Here is a 17509-nt window from a genome sequence, read left to right as displayed (position 1 = left end):
GCGAATAAAAGCGGTGTAATGATAAAGTGTTAGCAACCCAGTAACATAACAGCGGCGCAGGCATTAAAACGTAAACTGTGTCGGTGAATGATGATCTGACCGGCGGAAAGCGGATTAATCCTTTTCATGATGAAAATAAAGGAATGTCACTGGTTACGCCGGATCGATCTGGTGAGCAGGCATTAGACAATACCGGTAATACGGATGGTCTGCCGGACACGGGAGGCAATACCACGGTTACGCCAATTCCCGCTCAGAATAAGGATGATTTTGCTTATCTGGCTGAGGATTTTGGGCCAAATAAAAATTCTGCAGGTAAAATGGGTGAACTCCTAAAACAACATGGTTTTGGTAATACCGTTAAGGGTAATACTCAAAAAACTGATCAGCAGTGTCAGGGACAAAGCATCTGTAAGGCTACGGACAATATTGGGGATTATATTAAAAAAGAAGATCAGTTCTATCTGGGGGGGGGGTTACACAAGGATCATATCGAAATTTTTGATAAACGAGGAAACTTCAGGGCTGTTCTGAATTTGGATGGTTCTGTAAATGAAAGAAAAACTCAACAAGCTGAAGCTGAAGGTCGAAAAATAAAATGATGTCATCTTTGAATAAACTTAAATACAGCCTACTCAATCTTGTTGCTGATCAAAAAATAGAATCCGAAATCAATATTGAATCGGAGGTTGTTGAAAACTACGAAGACTATGCTGCCGATTTTCTTAATGCAACGGAATTGCTTGAAAAAACAATAAAAGCTAAAGATAAAATAGCTATTAGATGCGCATTAACGCGAGTGAGAATGGCATCGTTAAACATGTCAAATCTTTATCAAGATATCGTAGATGACGTGATAATGATAAATCAGCAGGACACCTGGCCTGAAATACCTGAAGGATACAAATTACCAGATTATTACAATAAGCCTCAATGAAATAAGTAACAAAAACAGCCCGCCGGCCGGGATTTTTACTTTATAGCTAGTCAGTTACCTGATAAACGCAGTAACTCAATTAACCTTATCATCACCGCCACCGGCGCACAGCCGGGCAGCGCGGGCGACATCCTCATGCAGGGCAGCCAGCTTCAGGCGGGCGGCGACCTCGGGCTGACGGCGAAAAACGACATCAGCCTGCTTTCAGCGCAGAACACCGAGCGCACCGACAGCACTAACAGCAGCAAGGGCGGCAGCTTGGGTATCGGCCTGACCGCCGGGTCGGGTGGCTACGGCATCAGCGTTTCAGCCTGCTGGCGGGGATGAACAGCAGCGGCAGCGCATCGTCCACCACGAAGGCGGCGGTCAGTGAAGGCACCCTTGTTATCCGCGACGGGGCGAACCAGACACAAAACGTGGCGGACCTGAGCCGCGACGCTGCAGGTGCGAATCCGGGGCTTGATAAAATCTTCGACAGGGAGAAAGAGCAGCGGCGAATGGAAACGGCGCAGCAGCTGGCGGAAATCGGCTCGCAGGTGGCGGATATTGCCCGGACGCAGGGGGAGATTGCGGCGACGAAAGCCGCCACGGGTAAGATGAAAGAGATCTCGCCGAAGCAGAAGCGGGACGCTGAGGCGGAGTGGCGCAAGGCGAATCCAGGTCTGGAGCCGACCGTCGCCGACATCACCGGTCAGGTTTATCAGACGCTGTACAACCGGGCGATGCTGGACAGCAAAATGGGCACCGGCGGCCCGGTTCAGCAGGGTATTCAGGCGGCGACGGCGGCGGTTCAGGGCCTGGCGGGCAGTAACCTGGCCCAGGCGCTGACCGCCGTGGCGGCACCGTACCTGGCAGAAATCATCCATCAGCAGACCATAACCAACGGCCCGGACGGCAAAGAGGTGGTCAACGTTGAGGCCAACCTGATCGCACACGCGGTGGTGGGCGCGGTGACGGCATACGCGGCGGGCAACCCCGCGCTGGCCGGTGCATCCGGGGCGGCGATGGGCGAGTTCATTGCGCAGCAGATGTATCCGGGAGTTAAGCGCGAAGACCTGAGCGAAGAGCAGCGGCAGACCATCAGCACGCTGGGCACGCTGGCGGCGGGCCTTGCGGGCGGCGTGGCCGGAGACAGCACGGGCGGTGCGGTAGCGGGCGCGCAGGCAGGGAAAAATGCATTGGAAAATAATAATCTTCTCTTGCCAAGGCCTGTGCTGGTACCCGTTCCAGGATGACCAATGAGTCCGGGTGACAAGGTAGTTCAGAATGCGAATAACAAAATTGCATCGGAGCTGGATAAGACTCTGAAAGGGTCAGGAACGGAGGCGGATACGCCGCCGATCACTGACGGTCGTGCAATCGTTGAAGCGCATGATGAGGCTGCAAAATCGCGCGACACGAATGTGGCACAGAATCAGCAGCATCAGGATGGCGCTGGTAACAGAACTGAAACGGTGCCTGTTAATGATGACCTGACGGGTGGTAAGTTGGTCAATCCAGTGCAGGATGAGAATAAAGGAACTTCGCTGATCACGCCGGATCAGTCTGGTGAGCAGGGATCCAGCAATACCGGAAGTACGGATGGTATGCCGGATACGGGCGGGAATACCACGGTTACACCGATTCCTGAGCAGAATAAAGATGATTTGGCTTATCTGGCCCTTAAAGGAAAAGAGGCTCAAGAAGCTGCTGGGCATTTAGGTTTTGACCGAAGAATTCCGGCACCTAAGGCTCCATTCAATTCTCATGGTCAACCTGTATTTTTTGATGGTAAAGCATATATTACGCCTGATGTCGACAGCCATAATGTTACCAATGGTTGGAAAATGTTTGACCGTAGAGGGAAACGTATGGGCACTTATGATAGCGATCTAAACAGGATTAAGGATTGACATATGTTTGGTATCTTCCCAGAAGATAAACCAGTGGATATTGAGGGCGAATGCGTCTTACCAGCATTGATAATTGTTGATGAATTTTCAGAAATGATGAATATACCTCTATCTTACTGGAATATAAATGACTACAAAGATAACTGGCGAGGTTCTCTTGAAGAAGGCTTGGCAAATAAAAAGCATGCTACTTTAGCTGTTTCTATGTATGAGCCTGCCAATACAAATTTTATATTTACTTGGGTATTGTATTTTTCTGGTGATGTTGTTTTCGTTCAAAATAGCATTTTATTTTTAGATGAATGTCCAGGGTTCACTCCTGAAACTATAAATAGTTTTACTGAACCGCGAACAACGTATAATGAAGATGGCATGAAAATATCGGAATGGAATACCGATTTAAAAAGTGTTATTAGTTTTTATCATAGCCTTAAAGACTAAAAAAGATCCTGGCCACCAGGCCTAATGCTGGTCAGTTAAGGAAATGAGGCCCGATAATTCGGGCCTTCAATGAAGTCAAGTAGGGTTGAAACCCTGATTCTTTCGTTTTCCTTCTAAGCAAGACTGTTGAGAATAATGCACTGGGTGATGGGTGGAATAATATACTGCCATCAGAAGCGATTGATTACGGTCAGTCGGTCACCTCTTATGTGCAATATGCCCAAGATAAGAAACTGCCACCGGAACAGGTCCAGGCCGATCTGGCGCTGATGGTGAAAGGTGACTTACCGGAAAGTGCCAATATTATTTAAGCGATCCTGGAAAATAACCCCGGTTCAGATACGGTAATCCTGGCGGAGCAGATACATACGCTGACGACAACGAAAGGCCCGGACGGCAAAGAGGTGGTGAACGTTGAGGCCAACCTGATCGCGCACGCGGTGGCGGGCGCGCAGGCAGGGAAAAATGTGGTTGAGAATAACTGGCTGAGTGATAGTGACATCACGTCATTCGTTGAGAAATATGCAAATGCAAAGACTGATGAGGAGAGAGACCAGTATGTAACAGATCTGAAAAAGCTGGATGCAGAGAAGCAAGATAAGGCGCTTGCAACAGCAATTTCGATTAGAGACCAGAAAACAGAGCTTAAGAAGCTGAAAGTACTACAAGCATTTCTGGACTGTAATAAAAAATGTCAACAACTGATTGCCTACTCAATCTCCGAGCTTGAACCGGTGGCTAACAATACGGAACTGCATAGAAACAACATTGGTAAGGCAGTATTGGCAGGTGTCATATTTGGATTAACTGTTGAAAAACCGGCAGCAAATAATCCAATCTAGCGGCTTACTAAGGAACAGCAGGAGTTAATTAACAGAGCTGAATTCACAACGACAGCCAAAGGGATACAGAATCCTTTTCCACGTGATCTTAATGAAAAATTAGTTGGAATCAGATTCGGGCTAATCCAAGCTCTGCTGGAGTACCGCTTAAAGGAATGAATAAGGATCCACGCTTTCCAAAATATGCAGGCTTTCAGAAAATAGAAGTAAAGAAAAAACTCTCTAATGATTCAACAATAACAGTACATTACCAATATAATTCCATGACAAACAAAGCTTATGATATGAAGATTACCACGCCTCAAAGGGATGTTAGTGACCCTGCTAAAGTGATTGATTCAATTAAGGACACCATTAAATGAGGATAAAAGAAAAGGATGGGGCATTAATAGATGTCTATGCAGTTTACTGGATAAATGGGAAACTCTATTTTTATGGGTTAATTAAAGATTATGGTTTGTCTGCTTTTGATGTAGATGAAGTTAAAGTAGTTGATTCATCCATGTCAGGTGAATTTATTTTTTTTGAAGATGGTGTGTTTTTTAAACCACTGATAGCAGAAGGATTACTGGATGATTTAATTGAGGAGGACTTGGAAAGTTACAGGCGCTTTATTGAGATTCTGAAAGAGAAAGAGAAAGAGAAAGAGAAAGAGAAGATAGATCCAGATTTCTACTAAGCCTCAAAATCCCTGCATGAATGGCCGGGATTGTTTTACCCTATCTTATCCAAAAGCGGTGCAGTGCTTAAATTTCGACGCAGGCTCCGGCGCTAAATAATGCGGAAATCATAAGAAATGTGCAATTACATTGGGTAAATATTACTAGCGGTAGTTTCGGATGCTAGGTTGAAGGTAATCGTACGGGCAGAATTATCGCCTGAGCACAACAATTATGACGAAGAGTAGGACAGTCGGAGCGCGCGCGGGCTGCGCCGTGGCGGGTGCGCAGGCGTGGTAAAATGAGGTAGAGAATAACCTTGCCGTGTTGAGTCAAGGAATAAGGCTTGTCGCACAAGGATGCACTCAAGTCGCAGCCTGTCATAATGTGCTGATAAAAGAAGGTTTGGGAAATCTGCTGGGAATTGGTACCGCAGTCACCGAGCTTGATAAGCTTTCTGATACTGATAAAGAGTATGTATTGGGCGTTGCCGCAACGGGCCGTGCCGATTTGATAGAAAAACTGACTCCAGAACAGCGTGAAGTTTACCATTACATGGTAGCTCAGGATCCAAAAGGGCTAATCCTGTCTTTCCTCAGCCAGATAGGGATGAGACAAGTGGCAGGCTGGTTAATCCGGCGCAGGGTGAAAACAAGGGAACGTCGTTGGTCACGCCGGACCGGTCTGGTGAGCAGGAAGCCCGCAATACGGGAAATAATGATGGTGTGCCTGATACGGGCGAAAACACCACGGTAACGCCGATCGCGCAGCAGAATAAGGATGATCTGGTTTATCTGGCTAAAGGAGATAAAGCTGCAAGTCTTTCACCTGTGGGAGCTGGTCGCTCAGGGGCCTTTAAAGAGGCGAAGAGGCAGTCTGGTATACCAGTGTCAAAACACCCGGATAGAGTGACCCCTAATTATGATCGCCGTGGTAAGTTACAACCTGGTAAAAATTATGAGTTTGATATAAGAGATGCGAATGGAAAAATCAAAACTCTAATTATTAGGGATGATGCAAAAGGTCATTTTTTTGGTGAGAATGACCCGCAAAATAGAGGCCCACATTTCAATGACGAGTTAGATAATCATTATGAATATTAGATACAAGATAAGAAGTACAGAAACCATTAAGAAGGATAATGATGTCATCTGTTTTGATTACATCAATGAATTAACGTCTGACTACAAAGCTACGAGTTTTGAATTATATAGCAATAACAGGAATGAAGGCTACTTTCTGATATTCAATGACATGTTGAAATGGCTGGGTTATCCAGCAGAGAATAAATCACTATTTTTCTATGGTGAATTAGCACCATGGTTGGATGATACCAAAATAAATCGTCATAAAGGATTTTGGGGTTTAAAACCTTATAGTTGTAAAGATTACAGTTTTCTTAAGGAAAAAAATTGCGTTTTTTCGATAAAAGATAAAAAAATAAAGCTGCACGGGTTTGCTAAGTTGGGGCTTGAAAATTTACATGACATGATTATGACAACATCATACAAAGATAAAAGCTTTTATTTTTTTATGGATAATTGTTGCTTTGATAAGGATGGTTTTATTTCGGTCATACAAAAAAACTCCTTTGGAAAAGTTTTGGACTATATCTTGTTGCAAGGTGCTGTGGTATTTGTTTTATTAGGTGATGAGGATTTTAAGTCTTCCGAGATTGTTATGATTGGTAACTTTAATGAAATTAGAAAATAAAATACGAGGAGGTGCGATCTTATTTTTATTAAATTCATGACTTGTTATTTCATTTCTAGTAAAATAAAAATGCAGGGATGAATTTCCTTTTAGAAATGCCATTGGTACAAAAAAGGACGGCAGCGAAAAATAAAACCCCTTAAGTAAGATGCTTTAAAAGCAGGATTGCAGCATATTGTTAAGCAATATGTAATGCAATTTTAAAAAATAGAACCATCAAAAGTTCGTATTGCTGAAATGGTAATTTAATCTGTCAGTGTTGGTGGAATGGTTGACTATAAAATGCTGGGCTTGGTATGCCAATCTATTCAGCCATGATAAATTGTAAGACATGTAATATCGACATACCCATAGTAAAAACGGATGTTTGTGGGAGAGAAATTGCGATGTTCCGTAAAAATGAAACTATATCTCTGGAATTGAAAAATTAGCCACTGATGAATGAGCTAAACGATATAATGACATACTCAGTGCAAATGAAATTTCCTCATCTTATTTTAAAAACCGAAAAGACGAAAAGCTGTTTGTTGATGATGTATATAAGTTGGCTTATCGCCTTCAAGCAGAACTTTGAATGATATATTAAATTACATATCATTCTGATTTCTAAGTAATAAGATACCAGCCAGACGTTTTACCAACAAGCCCTAAATCCATTGGCTTACGGGAGCAAAAACCAGAGAAGTAATGTCCGGCTATTCATCACTTTTAATACAGAATAATAACGAAACCGGTCAGCCTATCGTCACCGATAATCACTTTACTGTTATCCGCTGCTCAGTCCGCGCCCACACCCTGCTACTGTTACCTGCCTCGCTCAACGGACATGTTAACTAGACGCTGTATAACCGGGCGATGATCGCCAGCAAAATGGGCACCGGCGGCCCGGTTCAGCAGGGTATTCAGGCGGCGGCGACGGCGGCGGTTCAGGGCCTGGCGGGCATTAACCTGGCCCGGACGCTGAGAAATTAACGCCTGCTGATTGCCAGCCGTGCTGCAAATAAAAGAAAAACCAGACCGGTGGTGCGATCCAGCCAGCGAATCACTTTCTCTTTTCGTAACAGAGAGGCCAGCGGGCGCGTCGCGCCAATGAGCATCAACGACCAGACAATACCCATTGTTATATGAATAGTCACCAGCCCAAAAGTCCAGATAACGGGAGAGTGCCCCTGAGGAATAAACTGGGGCAAAAAAGAGACATAAAAGATGCCTACTTTAGGGTTGAGGGCATTGCCGAGAACGCCTTTCAGAAACCAGTTTGAAGCCGTCTTGTTGGAAGCATCAGCCACGATTAATTGCTTCCTGGGGCGCACCAGCATACAAATGCCCAGCCAACCCAGATAGGCTGCGCCACAATATTTCAGGATGTCATAAGCAAGCTCTGAAACTGCTACAACGCTTCCTAACCCAAAAGCAACCGCCACGCCCCACAGTAAACAGCCGGTATTAATGCCCAGCGCCGCCTGAATAGCCTGGTTTTTTCCTTCTGTTGTGGCCGTTCTCAATATCAGTGCAGTATCCAGCCCCGGTGTTAAGGTCAACAGCACAGCGGCCAAACTAAATGTCAGAAGTGAATCCATGATGGACATAGCGTTCTCTCCAAAGCCATTTAAGTAATCAACTCAGGCTGGATAACGATCCCAGCAGCCTCAGGTTCAGGGTAATCGCATAAAGCCCCTCTCATCCGCTTGCGCCTTATCCTCCAATAAACCCGAAGATAGAGCATCCGTAATAGACAAAAACGGAATGCCTACACAACATGATGTGTCAGCATGTTGGCGCGCGCAACACAGGCCGTGCCTGCCATCCTCATTATTCTTCATCATCCGCTCATCACCTTAATCCGCGCTAACCCCCTGATCTCGGAAGTGAATCCCTGTGTAAGCGTGCGACTCTATCCTTGCTGGCACTGATACTCTGCTTGAACATGAATAAAGTTCATGTTGAATGAAATTAAATCACTTTTTTTCACGCGAGGAGTCAGGCATAAAATATGCACAGTTATTAAATATTTATCGCGAACACATTGAATAAGAAAGCCTGAAAAATGTGTTATTCAATCAGGCTTTTTATCAGAAATCAGGATGCCAGATAACAATGAATAAAAACTTTGCATTTACTCTCAAGCGCATTCGTTTCGACGAAAATTATAATCCTTCTGATAAAACGCGCATCACCACCAACTTTGCGAATTTAGCCCGGGGTGAAAAGCGTCAGGAAAACCTGCACAACGCATTGGTAATGATCGACAACCGTTTCAATTCGCTGGCGCAATGGGATAACCCGAAAAGCGATCGTTATGCGGTTGAGCTGGAGATTATTACTGCCGAGCTTAACGTTGATCTCGAAGGCAAGGGCGGCGCTTTTCCGGTCATTGAAATCTTAAAAACTACCGTCGTCGATAAACAGAGCGGTCAGCGCATTGAAGGTATCGTGGGCAATAACTTCTCCTCCTACGTGCGGGATTACGATTTCAGCGTGGTGCTGCCAGCACACAATAAAAATCGCAATGAATTCAGCATGCCTGCTAACTTCGGTGATTTGCATGGCAACATTTTCAAAAACTTCATTAACTCGGACGCATATAACACGCACTTCAGTAAGCCGCCGGTGATCTGCCTGAGCGTATCGAGCAAAAACACTTATTACCGCACGGGCAATGTGCATCCTGTTCTGGGCATTGAATATCAGCAGGACGAGGCATCGCTGACCGATTACTATTTCGCCAAAATGGGATTAACCGCGCGCTATTTCATGCCAGCAGGCAGCGTTGCGCCTTTGGCCTTTTATTTCCAGGGTGATTTGGTTAACGACTACACCAACCTGGAATTGATCAGCACTATCAGCACGATGGAAACCTTCCAGAAGATTTATCGGCCTGAAATTTACAACGCGAATTCTGCGGCAGGGAACGTCTATCAGCCAAGCCTGAGTCATCAGGATTATTCGTTCACGCGGATTGTTTATGATCGAGAAGAACGTAGCCAGCTGGCTGTTGAGCAGGGCAAGTTTACTGAAGAGACATTCATTAAACCTTACCAGGCTGTTCTTGAGCAGTGGTCTGCTAATTCCGTTCTTTGATTAATCGAACTACAAGGTTATCCATTATGAAAAAGTTATTACCTACCTCAACGTCGGGCAGCTTACCAAAACCTTCATGGCTTGCTCAGCCTGAAACGCTGTGGTCGCCGTGGAAGCTGCAAGGCGAAGAGCTGGCTGAGGGCAAACTCGATGCGCTGCGTGTTTGCTTGCAGGATCAGATTGAAGCAGGCATTGATATCGTCAGTGATGGTGAGCAAACCCGCCAGCACTTCGTGACCACCTTCATTGAACACCTCAGCGGCGTTGATTTTGAAAAGCGTGAAATTGTTCGCATCCGCAATCGTTATGACGCGAGTGTACCGACCGTTATCGGTGAAGTGGTTCGTCAGAAGCCAGTTTTTGTTGAAGACGCTAAAATTTTACGTCAGCACACCACGCAACCGATCAAATGGGCGCTGCCGGGCCCGATGACCATGATCGACACGCTGTATGATGGCCACTATAAAAGCCGCGAAAAGCTTGCCTGGGAATTTGCCAAAATCCTTAACCAGGAAGCGCGGGAATTAGAGGCTGCAGGCGTGGATATTATTCAGTTTGATGAGCCAGCGTTTAACGTCTTCTTCGACGAAGTGAACGACTGGGGAATTGCGGCGCTGGAAAGAGCGGTCGAAGGGCTGAAATGCGAAACCGCGGTGCATATTTGCTACGGCTATGGCATCAAAGCGAATACCGAATGGAAAAAAACGCTGGGAACAGAGTGGCGTCAGTATGAGGAAATTTTTCCTAAGCTGCAGAAATCCAATATCGATATCATCTCACTGGAATGCCAGAACTCGCGGGTGCCAATGGAGCTGATTGAACTGATTCGCGGTAAGAAAGTGATGGTCGGCGCCATCGATGTGGCGACCAACACCATCGAGACGCCGGAGCAGGTTGCCGATACGCTGCGTAAAGCGCTGCAGTTTGTTGATGCTGACAAACTCTATCCATGCACCAACTGCGGCATGACACCGTTATCGCGTCACGTCGCACAAGGTAAACTGCATGCGCTGAGCGCCGGTGCTGAGATCGTGCGTCGGGAACTGCTGGCGAAATAATCGCGGCCACTCCTCAGGAAAACGATGTGAAGGTGCCGCCATCTTCACATCGTTCCCGGATGGCGCCGCGGCGCTGCGAGCACCATCAATTCATGGCGTTCTGATTAGAACGGCAACCGGCAGGGCGTTAACGTTAAGCCGGTTGCGCGTGGTTTCTTCAACCAACCTCTCCCCACCATAAACCCATCAGCTTTTTTTTCCTCTGCCGTGTAACTTCAACTTATTGTGGGTGACAACGCTTTGCGCACGACGCCCGCCTGTGGCGCACCCAGCGGCGTAACCAGCGCATAGTTGTAATGCGCATCACTCCAGTATTGCGCCATGACATCTTCTGCCTGACGTTCTCCGTGGGACATCTTGATCGGGCTGAGTGGGCGAATATACCAGGCGAGGCGCGTACCGTGCGGATCTTCATACATCACCAGCGCAGCGGGCCCTTGCGCCGTTGCCATCAGACGGGCGCCAAGCGGTTTAAAGCCATACTGCTCAAGGTTGGGCGGCAAATCGCCATGAATAAAATAGCGGGTTACCCAGCGCGTCAGATCCGCTTGTTGAGCGGCGCTGACATCAAGCGGCAACTGGCTTTCATCGCCGAACAGCCGGAACGCCTGAACAGCATCTTCCATGGGCAGATGCGCATTCATCTGTGCGTTGATTTGCCAGCCGGTAATGCCGCCGATACCGACTGACAACACCAGCACGCAGGCCAGCGCCAGTTTCCTGAACCTCTGCTGGCGTAAACGTCGATGAAAATAGTGCGCATCAACGTTGGTGGCATACGGCGGTTGCCGATGCATCGCCTGCCGTAAAAGCTGCTTATCCTGACGCAACGCCGCCATTTCGGCGGCGATCTGCGGGTTCTCCGCCAGATAACGTTCTATCTTTTCGGCGCGGGCATCGTCAACTTCGCCATCCATCCACGCATGCAGTTCCTGTTCACCGGGCGTCATTTTAGCCTCCTCAATGGCAGTGGTGCGGCCTGACCTTCCAGTTTTTCATGCAGCAGTTTACGCGCCCGTGAGAGGCGAGACATCACCGTGCCCAGCGGGATATTTAATGCCATAGCAGCCTCTTTGTAACTCAACTCTTCCACGCTCACCAGCAACAGTATCGCCCGATAATCGGTGGGCAGCGTGGCGAAGAGCGCCAGCGTGTCGTCGGCAATCGCCATTGATTCCACCGACGGGCCTGAGCGCTCTTCACCAGTAAAAAATGCCAGGATAGCCCGATAACGCTTACCTCGCCGTTCGCCATCAATAAACTGTCGATAAAGAATAGAGAACAACCATGCCCGCAGGCTGTGTTCAGGTTTACGCTGTGCGCTGTGCGTCAGCGCTTTAAACAGACAGCTCTGCACCAGATCCTCAGCGCTGTGTGGATTTCGAGTCAGCCACAGGGCAAAACGTTGCAAATGCGGCATAACATCGCGAATTTCTTCATCAGTAAGATGTGACACAGAGGACCCTCAGCGTTTGCGCTTTCCCGCCATACTGGCAAACACGCCGTCCCGCAGGATCAAGACATGCAGCAGTGCCGCCGCCAGATGCACCATAATGGTCAGGAACAGCAGCAACGCAACGATCGAATGCAGAGAACGCAACAGCGCATAACTGCCGTTATTGATTGGCACAATCGGCGGTAATACCAGGCCACCTCCCAGCGTCACCGGATAGCCCGCTGCTGAAAGCATAGCCCAGCCAATTAGCGGCTGCGCCAGCATCATGGCATACAGCGCCCAGTGTGAAAGATGCGCCATGGCACGTTGCCAGCCCGGAATCGAGTGAGGCAACGCCGGAACAGCGGTACAGAACCGTAACCACAGGCGTGCCAGCACCAGCACCAGGATCATCAGGCCCAGCGGCTTGTGAATTGATACCAGCAAAGCATGTAACGAAGAAACGGTAGAGACCATGGCCACGCCGATCAACAGCATGAACAGAATCAGCGCGGCCATTAGCCAGTGCACCACGCGTAGCGCAGGGTGAAAATGGGTAACCTGTTTCATAGTGAATGCCCTGACTGCTCGCGGGTGCGAAGGTTATAGGATTTGGCGTAGGCCGCGGAACGCGCATTTAGCAAAGGATCGTCAGATGCGGCGATGCCATCGGGCAGAATCAGCGGGTCATAATTAATGTCATTACATTTCCCTTCCCGCTGAGGCACTGCACGGTTGATCACCAGCGTGCCGGCATTAACGGTCTGACGATCGGCGGGCCACGCGCGCGACGCATCGTTTCCTGCATCGCCCGCGCCCGCCAGGGTAATGATCAAATCCCACTTTAGTGGCCCCGTCGCCAGGCGCTGCTGTAGATCCTTTTGCAGAAAATCGTTGTCGCCTTGTTCTGTTGTGGTCATCGGTTGCCGTGGCGTATGGGGCACCATGCTCCAGCGAACCAGATGTTGATGATGGGAAGCGTCGTCAAACAGAAAGGCGTTCAGGCTGTTGTATCGCTCGCTGCTCCAGCTTGAAGCGGGAACGGCCTGTTTTACCCAGCGGATAAAATGGGCGATTTCCGGATGTTTATGCACCAGCGCTTGCATGCTGGCCGGGTTGGGCTTGCCGGTTGCGGGATCGGGCCGTGACGCCTCTTGCTGATCGTAAAACCCCTGAACGGTCGCGACCGGAAAAAACGGTATCGCATTCATGCCGGTACGCCACTGTTCCCCGTTCGCCTGCTGGAATAACAGCGCCATACTGCGAACCGGAACGGCGTAATCGGGTGCCGCGGGATTACCGCCCGCAATCGCTAAGCGTCCTGTTACCGGCGTGCTGCCCGGTGCAAACAGCGCCGCACGGGAAAGGCTGCTGGCCTGGCCGTTGGCGATAAAATCACCCAGGATACAGATGCCTTTTGCATGATTGCGGCGATAACCGGGGTGTTTTCCGCCGGTTTGCTCGAGCGCGACAATCATTTTATCGGCGGACAGCCGTTGAGGCGTCAGCCAACCGCCTGCCCATAAAAACAGTAAAATCAACGCCAGCGGAACAGCGGCTACCAGCAAAAGCCGGGTCAGCTTTTGGCGATTGGAAAGTGAAGGTTGTGTCATATCATGCGCTCGTCGGTTATCTGAGAGCAGATAAGACGAACCACCGGAAAGCTTATTCCCGCGAAAAGAAAATTTTCTTGCTGGCGGCGGCCGGGATCTGAACAGCAATAAATCAGATGCCCGGTTGGCTCAGCGGCGCTCGGCGCGCATCACCAGCGCGATGCCGATGGCGGAAATCATCATTCCCAACGCCATCTGCCAGGAGAGCGGCTCACCGAACATCATCCACGCCCAGAGCAGCGTAATGGGCGGACTGAGATAGAGCACGCTGGCCACGCGGGTTGCCGAACTGCGGCGCAGGCAAATCCAGTACAGCCCGTAGCCGCCGAAGGTTGACAGCCCCACCGTCCATAACACGCTCAGCGCGAAGCCCGTTGAGGGAATCGGTGCCAGACTGCCCTGGCTACCCTGAATGAGGGCGAAGGCGAAACTCGACACAAAACACTGTAACCAGAGGTTAGGCAGCAGGCCCATTGTCGAGGCGTCGCTGGCGCGCTTTTGCCACAGGGTGGCGACCGCCAGCGATAACATGCCTGCCAGCGGCAAACCGTAGGCCCACAGCGGCGCGTCGCCCAGCCCGAGCACGCTGTGAGTAACGGTAAGCACGCCAACCAGCCCGAGGATCAGCCCCAGCCAGATTTTCGGTGCCAGTCGCTCGCCAAGACAGGCCGCCGCCAACAGCGCCATGCCCAGCGGCAGCAGATCGGCGCAGAGCGCGGCCAGACCCGCCGGTACGCCGAGCGCAATGCCTTGTGTGACGCCGGTCATGTAGCCCGCCATCGCCAGCAAGCCGATGGCGGCGTTTTTCAGCAGTACGCGAAACGAGGTTTGCCGCAACGGCCGCAGCACAAAGGGCAGCAGTAACAGAGAAACCACCACGCAGCGCCAGAAGACCACCAGCAACGCCGGGGCGTAATCGATAGAAAAACGGGTGCCGATAAACCCTGAACTCCAGGCGATTACCAGCCCGGCTTCCAGCAGTGGCAGCGGCAGAGTGTGCAGCCAGTGGCCACGTAGTGCAGGGTTAAGTTGGAGCGGGAATGTTTTGTTCATTCCTCAAGGCTAGGCAACTGGGGTAATCTGGTAAATCAAAATATTGTGCATCAGTCGTTCACAAAGGTTAAATCATGAATGCGACTCTCGACATCGATCTATTACGCACCTTTCATGCCGTGGTGCGCATCGGGAAATTCAGCGCGGCCGCTGAACAGCTGCACAAAAGTCCGGCGGCGGTGAGCGTGCACATTCAGCGTCTTGAGGCGGTGGCAGGCGGACGGCTATTGAATCGCGATAACCAATCCGTTTCCCTGACCGCGCTCGGCAAGCGTTTGTTGGCCTCCACCGCCGAACTGTTACACGCGCACGATCGGGTGCTGGCCGATCTGCACGGCACCGATCTGGTCGGGCGTATTACCCTGGGCGTGCCCGATGAATATGCGCTGCACGTTATTCGCGACATCCTGCCGATTTTTACCGCCGCCTGGCCCAATGTGGTGTTGGAGCTGAAGACCGGGCCAAGTTATCTGCTCAGAGAATGGGTGCAGCGTGACAACGTGCAAACGGCGGTGGTAACGCAGCTGAAAGGGTATGCTGGCTCGCACAGCCAGTTATTGACGTCGACCACGCCGGTTTGGGTCGGGCCTATTGGCAGCGATCTGCTGCGCCGCGATCCTTTGCCTTTGGCGGTGCACGCCGTGCAATGCCCTTACCGCGAGGCGATGATCGAAGCGTTAAACGCATCTGGTCACCGTGTACGCATTGTGCTCGAAAGCCACTCCAATCAGGCGGTTAAAGCCTGTGTGGAAGCGGGCCTGGCTCTCAGCCTGATTGACCGCGGCAAAGTCACCGAACGCATGCAGATACTCGATGGCATGCCGCCGATTGCTGACCATGACATCGTGTTTATGCGCAGCGCCGCCTCTGTGGGCGATGAGGCCGTCACGTTACTGGCAGAGGCGATGCAGCAGCGGTTTCGGTTATAGAGGTCGCACCGTGGCATAATCCGCAACCGGCCTGGCGAATCACCGGCTGAGCATCGCGCGTTATGCCTCTTGTTCGCGCAGAAAATCGACAAACGCCCGCAGTGGAGCAGTCATAAAGCGGCTGGAGAAATAGAGCCACGGCCCCTCAAACGACGACCACCATTCCGGTAAAACCGGCAAGAGATCGCCCGCGTCGAAATGCGGCTGTAGCCAGTTTTCAAACGTCGCGATGATGCCGTTGCCGTTGCGCGCAAAGTCGATGGCTGCCGATGCGCCATCGACCCCAATGATCAGCCGTCCTGGCGGATCCACGCGCAGCATCTGTCCGTTACGACTGAAATCCCACGGCACCAGCGCGCCGCTGGAAAATTTCAGCCGTATGCAGTTATGTTCAGGTAAATCAGTTGGATGAGTAATGCGGTCGCGCGACGCGAGATAGGCGGGCGAGGCGGCCAGCGCCAGGCGCTGGATACGCGGCCCAATGGGCACCGCGATGGCATCCTTCGCCAGATGTTCGCCGTAACGAATGCCCGCATCGCAGCCCGCCAGCGTGGCGTCCACCAGCCGATCATCGACCATCAGCTCCACACGAATCTGCGCATGCTGTGAGAGAAAGCGATCCAGCAGCGGCGGTAAGATGTCCACCATGACGGCGCCGGTTACGTTCAGTTTGAGCGTACCGCGCAAATCCTGCTGCAGCGTAGTCACATCATTGAGCGCGGCGCGCACCTCCGTAAGCAGCGGAGCGATGCGCTCGGCCAGCGCCTGACCCGCTTCGGTCGCCCTGACGCTGCGTGTGGTGCGGGTAAACAGGCGTGCGCCAAGGCTGCGCTCAAGCGCCGAAACTTTCTCGCTGACCGTGGAGGGCGACAGGCCAAGCTGGATCGCCGCCGTGCGAAAGCTCTTCTCGTTAAACACCGTCAGAAAAACCGCCAGGTTCTCCATTCCGCTCGCATCGCTATTGTTCGCCATACCGATCAGCCTGTTCTTATTGTGCCCGTTTATCAAAACTATCAGGCGGGCTATAAATTCAGAACACAAAAAACGCCTGTTAAGCAGAAAGGCATTTATCTTCAGGAAACCCACATGAACAGCAAGAGCGTACTTATCACGGGCGGCAACAAAAGCATCGGTTTTGAGACGGCCAGGCAATTAGGTCAGCGGGGCTATACGATTTGGCTGGGTTGCCGCGACGAACAACGTGGCGAGGTGGCCGTTGCCAGGCTGGCTGCGGAAGGCATCAACGTGCGGTTAATCATCATGGATGTCACCAGCCTGCCGGGCATTCAGGCCGCGGCGCAGCGGGTACAGGAAGAAGAGGGCAAGCTGGATCTGCTGATCAATAATGCCGGGATTTCAGGGGCGCAGCCGGTTGCTCCCAGCGCACAAAGCCTCAGTGACATCATGGCCGTTTATGAAACCAACGTGTTTGGCGTCATCAGGGTGACTCAAGCGTTTCTTCCGCTGCTTAAATCCGCGCCGCATGCCCGCATTATCATGGTCAGCAGCGGGCTGGGTTCGCTGGAATGGGTCGCCGATCTGAGCCATCCCTATTCTCAGGTTGAGGCGATGGGCTACACCAGTTCGAAGTCAGCGCTTAATGCCGTTACGGTGGCGTTCGCCAAAGAGCTGATCAAAGACAACATCAGCGTCAATGCGGTTGATCCGGGTTATACCGCCACCGATTTTAACGGCCACACCGGCTACCGAACGGTTGAGCAGGCGGCGGCCGGTATCGTCTGGCTGGCGGAACAGGAGAGGGCGGAGATGACGGCGGGCTTCTGGTTTGATCAACAGCGGGCGCCCTGGTAATCGCCGCACCCCGTCGGCACCGGCGCCGACGATTCAATGCCGAT

23 protein-coding genes are annotated in these 17509 nt (G+C 50.7%); 15 read left to right on the top strand and 8 right to left on the bottom strand.

What is annotated here, in order from left to right; genetic code table 11:
* The first annotated feature begins 83 nt into the window (after positions 1–83).
* The 9 genes from EM595_RS21395 to EM595_RS18205 all read left to right on the top strand — a co-directional run bounded on the left by EM595_RS21395 (position 84) and on the right by EM595_RS18205 (position 4791).
* Positions 84–602 carry a hypothetical protein gene (locus EM595_RS21395; RefSeq protein ID WP_231938751.1) on the top strand — a complete coding sequence of 173 codons (519 nt, stop codon included), beginning with the start codon at positions 84–86 and terminating at the stop codon, positions 600–602.
* On the top strand, positions 602–937 hold the full coding sequence (locus tag EM595_RS18240; RefSeq protein WP_231938754.1) for a hypothetical protein: 336 nt from the start codon (positions 602–604) through the stop codon (positions 935–937). The genes EM595_RS21395 and EM595_RS18240 overlap by 1 nt, the downstream gene beginning before the upstream one ends.
* 135 nt (positions 938–1072) lie before the next feature.
* Complete coding sequence (locus EM595_RS21390; protein WP_067436147.1) at positions 1073–1264, top strand: hemagglutinin repeat-containing protein; 192 nt, start codon at positions 1073–1075, stop codon at positions 1262–1264.
* 89 nt (positions 1265–1353) lie between these two features.
* Positions 1354–2172, top strand: a complete 819-nt coding sequence (locus tag EM595_RS18230) for a VENN motif pre-toxin domain-containing protein (protein ID WP_231938750.1) — start codon at positions 1354–1356, stop codon at positions 2170–2172.
* A gap of 3 nt (positions 2173–2175) precedes the next feature.
* Positions 2176–2829, top strand: coding sequence for a toxin C-terminal domain-containing protein (locus tag EM595_RS18225; RefSeq protein WP_067436141.1), 654 nt, complete (start codon positions 2176–2178; stop codon positions 2827–2829).
* Between the two features lie 3 nt (positions 2830–2832).
* The gene (locus EM595_RS18220) at positions 2833–3270 is read left to right on the top strand and encodes a hypothetical protein (RefSeq protein WP_067436139.1); all 438 of its coding nucleotides are present in this window, start codon (positions 2833–2835) and stop codon (positions 3268–3270) included.
* Between the two features lie 404 nt (positions 3271–3674).
* Positions 3675–4112: a VENN motif pre-toxin domain-containing protein gene (locus EM595_RS18215; protein ID WP_067436137.1), complete on the top strand. Its 438-nt coding sequence runs from the start codon at positions 3675–3677 to the stop codon at positions 4110–4112.
* 155 nt (positions 4113–4267) lie between these two features.
* On the top strand, positions 4268–4474 hold the full coding sequence (locus EM595_RS21250; protein ID WP_067436134.1) for a hypothetical protein: 207 nt from the start codon (positions 4268–4270) through the stop codon (positions 4472–4474).
* A complete protein-coding gene (locus EM595_RS18205; protein ID WP_067436131.1) occupies positions 4471–4791 on the top strand; it encodes a hypothetical protein in 321 nt (106 codons plus the stop codon). The genes EM595_RS21250 and EM595_RS18205 overlap by 4 nt, the downstream gene beginning before the upstream one ends.
* Positions 4792–4954: 163 nt before the next feature.
* On the opposite strand, the gene EM595_RS20910 is transcribed toward EM595_RS18205, so the two are convergent.
* Positions 4955–5323 (bottom strand): hypothetical protein, encoded by a 369-nt coding sequence (locus EM595_RS20910; protein WP_082691700.1) that lies wholly within the window; start codon positions 5321–5323, stop codon positions 4955–4957.
* A gap of 113 nt (positions 5324–5436) precedes the next feature.
* Between EM595_RS20910 and EM595_RS20775 the strand changes: the two genes are divergently transcribed.
* Positions 5437–5874: an HNH/endonuclease VII fold putative polymorphic toxin gene (locus EM595_RS20775; RefSeq protein ID WP_231938749.1), complete on the top strand. Its 438-nt coding sequence runs from the start codon at positions 5437–5439 to the stop codon at positions 5872–5874.
* A complete protein-coding gene (locus EM595_RS18195) occupies positions 5864–6484 on the top strand; it encodes a hypothetical protein (protein ID WP_067436125.1) in 621 nt (206 codons plus the stop codon). Before EM595_RS20775 ends, EM595_RS18195 begins: the two co-directional genes overlap by 11 nt.
* Before the next feature lie 968 nt (positions 6485–7452).
* Here EM595_RS18195 and EM595_RS18190 read toward each other — a convergent pair.
* A complete protein-coding gene (locus tag EM595_RS18190; protein WP_067436123.1) occupies positions 7453–8073 on the bottom strand; it encodes a LysE family translocator in 621 nt (206 codons plus the stop codon).
* A gap of 508 nt (positions 8074–8581) precedes the next feature.
* Between EM595_RS18190 and EM595_RS18185 the strand changes: the two genes are divergently transcribed.
* Both EM595_RS18185 and EM595_RS18180 read left to right on the top strand, forming a co-directional pair.
* Positions 8582–9565 carry a DUF1852 domain-containing protein gene (locus tag EM595_RS18185; RefSeq protein ID WP_067436120.1) on the top strand — a complete coding sequence of 328 codons (984 nt, stop codon included), beginning with the start codon at positions 8582–8584 and terminating at the stop codon, positions 9563–9565.
* A gap of 26 nt (positions 9566–9591) precedes the next feature.
* Positions 9592–10623, top strand: a complete 1032-nt coding sequence (locus EM595_RS18180; RefSeq protein WP_067436118.1) for a methionine synthase — start codon at positions 9592–9594, stop codon at positions 10621–10623.
* Between the two features lie 215 nt (positions 10624–10838).
* Here EM595_RS18180 and EM595_RS18175 read toward each other — a convergent pair whose 3' ends face one another.
* From EM595_RS18175 to EM595_RS18155, 5 genes are all read right to left on the bottom strand, one after another.
* Positions 10839–11573 carry an anti-sigma factor family protein gene (locus EM595_RS18175; RefSeq protein ID WP_067436115.1) on the bottom strand — a complete coding sequence of 245 codons (735 nt, stop codon included), beginning with the start codon at positions 11571–11573 and terminating at the stop codon, positions 10839–10841.
* Positions 11570–12043, bottom strand: a complete 474-nt coding sequence (locus EM595_RS18170; RefSeq protein ID WP_067437001.1) for an RNA polymerase sigma factor — start codon at positions 12041–12043, stop codon at positions 11570–11572. The genes EM595_RS18175 and EM595_RS18170 overlap by 4 nt, the downstream gene beginning before the upstream one ends.
* 45 nt (positions 12044–12088) lie before the next feature.
* Complete coding sequence (locus EM595_RS18165; protein ID WP_067436112.1) at positions 12089–12628, bottom strand: cytochrome b; 540 nt, start codon at positions 12626–12628, stop codon at positions 12089–12091.
* Positions 12625–13671, bottom strand: a complete 1047-nt coding sequence (locus tag EM595_RS18160) for a catalase family peroxidase (RefSeq protein ID WP_067436109.1) — start codon at positions 13669–13671, stop codon at positions 12625–12627. Before EM595_RS18160 ends, EM595_RS18165 begins: the two co-directional genes overlap by 4 nt.
* Positions 13672–13800: 129 nt before the next feature.
* Positions 13801–14724 carry a DMT family transporter gene (locus tag EM595_RS18155; RefSeq protein WP_067436106.1) on the bottom strand — a complete coding sequence of 308 codons (924 nt, stop codon included), beginning with the start codon at positions 14722–14724 and terminating at the stop codon, positions 13801–13803.
* Positions 14725–14798: 74 nt separating this feature from the next.
* Here EM595_RS18155 and EM595_RS18150 point away from each other — a divergent pair, with 74 nt between their 5' ends.
* Positions 14799–15653 carry a LysR family transcriptional regulator gene (locus EM595_RS18150; protein ID WP_067436103.1) on the top strand — a complete coding sequence of 285 codons (855 nt, stop codon included), beginning with the start codon at positions 14799–14801 and terminating at the stop codon, positions 15651–15653.
* Between the two features lie 60 nt (positions 15654–15713).
* Here EM595_RS18150 and EM595_RS18145 read toward each other — a convergent pair whose 3' ends face one another.
* Complete coding sequence (locus EM595_RS18145; protein WP_067436101.1) at positions 15714–16625, bottom strand: LysR substrate-binding domain-containing protein; 912 nt, start codon at positions 16623–16625, stop codon at positions 15714–15716.
* 114 nt (positions 16626–16739) lie between these two features.
* Here EM595_RS18145 and EM595_RS18140 point away from each other — a divergent pair, with 114 nt between their 5' ends.
* Positions 16740–17465, top strand: a complete 726-nt coding sequence (locus tag EM595_RS18140) for an SDR family oxidoreductase (protein WP_067436098.1) — start codon at positions 16740–16742, stop codon at positions 17463–17465.
* Positions 17466–17509 lie beyond the last annotated feature (44 nt).

The organism is Duffyella gerundensis (assembly GCF_001517405.1).
GTDB lineage: Bacteria > Pseudomonadota > Gammaproteobacteria > Enterobacterales > Enterobacteriaceae > Duffyella > Duffyella gerundensis.
This window is presented reverse-complemented; position numbering and strand designations above follow the sequence as displayed.

Coding starts and splice junctions, on each gene's coding strand:
- EM595_RS18165 (WP_067436112.1), bottom strand. CDS start 12,628: ATGAAACAGGTTACCCATTTTCACCCTGCGCTACGCGTGGTGCACTGG.
- EM595_RS18170 (WP_067437001.1), bottom strand. CDS start 12,043: ATGCCGCATTTGCAACGTTTTGCCCTGTGGCTGACTCGAAATCCACAC.
- EM595_RS18160 (WP_067436109.1), bottom strand. CDS start 13,671: ATGACACAACCTTCACTTTCCAATCGCCAAAAGCTGACCCGGCTTTTG.
- EM595_RS18175 (WP_067436115.1), bottom strand. CDS start 11,573: ATGACGCCCGGTGAACAGGAACTGCATGCGTGGATGGATGGCGAAGTT.
- EM595_RS18240 (WP_231938754.1), top strand. CDS start 602: ATGTCATCTTTGAATAAACTTAAATACAGCCTACTCAATCTTGTTGCT.
- EM595_RS18205 (WP_067436131.1), top strand. CDS start 4,471: ATGAGGATAAAAGAAAAGGATGGGGCATTAATAGATGTCTATGCAGTT.
- EM595_RS21390 (WP_067436147.1), top strand. CDS start 1,073: ATGCAGGGCAGCCAGCTTCAGGCGGGCGGCGACCTCGGGCTGACGGCG.
- EM595_RS18150 (WP_067436103.1), top strand. CDS start 14,799: ATGAATGCGACTCTCGACATCGATCTATTACGCACCTTTCATGCCGTG.
- EM595_RS18190 (WP_067436123.1), bottom strand. CDS start 8,073: ATGTCCATCATGGATTCACTTCTGACATTTAGTTTGGCCGCTGTGCTG.
- EM595_RS18145 (WP_067436101.1), bottom strand. CDS start 16,625: ATGGCGAACAATAGCGATGCGAGCGGAATGGAGAACCTGGCGGTTTTT.
- EM595_RS18155 (WP_067436106.1), bottom strand. CDS start 14,724: ATGAACAAAACATTCCCGCTCCAACTTAACCCTGCACTACGTGGCCAC.
- EM595_RS20910 (WP_082691700.1), bottom strand. CDS start 5,323: ATGGTAAACTTCACGCTGTTCTGGAGTCAGTTTTTCTATCAAATCGGC.
- EM595_RS18140 (WP_067436098.1), top strand. CDS start 16,740: ATGAACAGCAAGAGCGTACTTATCACGGGCGGCAACAAAAGCATCGGT.
- EM595_RS18225 (WP_067436141.1), top strand. CDS start 2,176: ATGAGTCCGGGTGACAAGGTAGTTCAGAATGCGAATAACAAAATTGCA.
- EM595_RS18195 (WP_067436125.1), top strand. CDS start 5,864: ATGAATATTAGATACAAGATAAGAAGTACAGAAACCATTAAGAAGGAT.
- EM595_RS18220 (WP_067436139.1), top strand. CDS start 2,833: ATGTTTGGTATCTTCCCAGAAGATAAACCAGTGGATATTGAGGGCGAA.
- EM595_RS18185 (WP_067436120.1), top strand. CDS start 8,582: ATGAATAAAAACTTTGCATTTACTCTCAAGCGCATTCGTTTCGACGAA.
- EM595_RS18180 (WP_067436118.1), top strand. CDS start 9,592: ATGAAAAAGTTATTACCTACCTCAACGTCGGGCAGCTTACCAAAACCT.
- EM595_RS21250 (WP_067436134.1), top strand. CDS start 4,268: ATGAATAAGGATCCACGCTTTCCAAAATATGCAGGCTTTCAGAAAATA.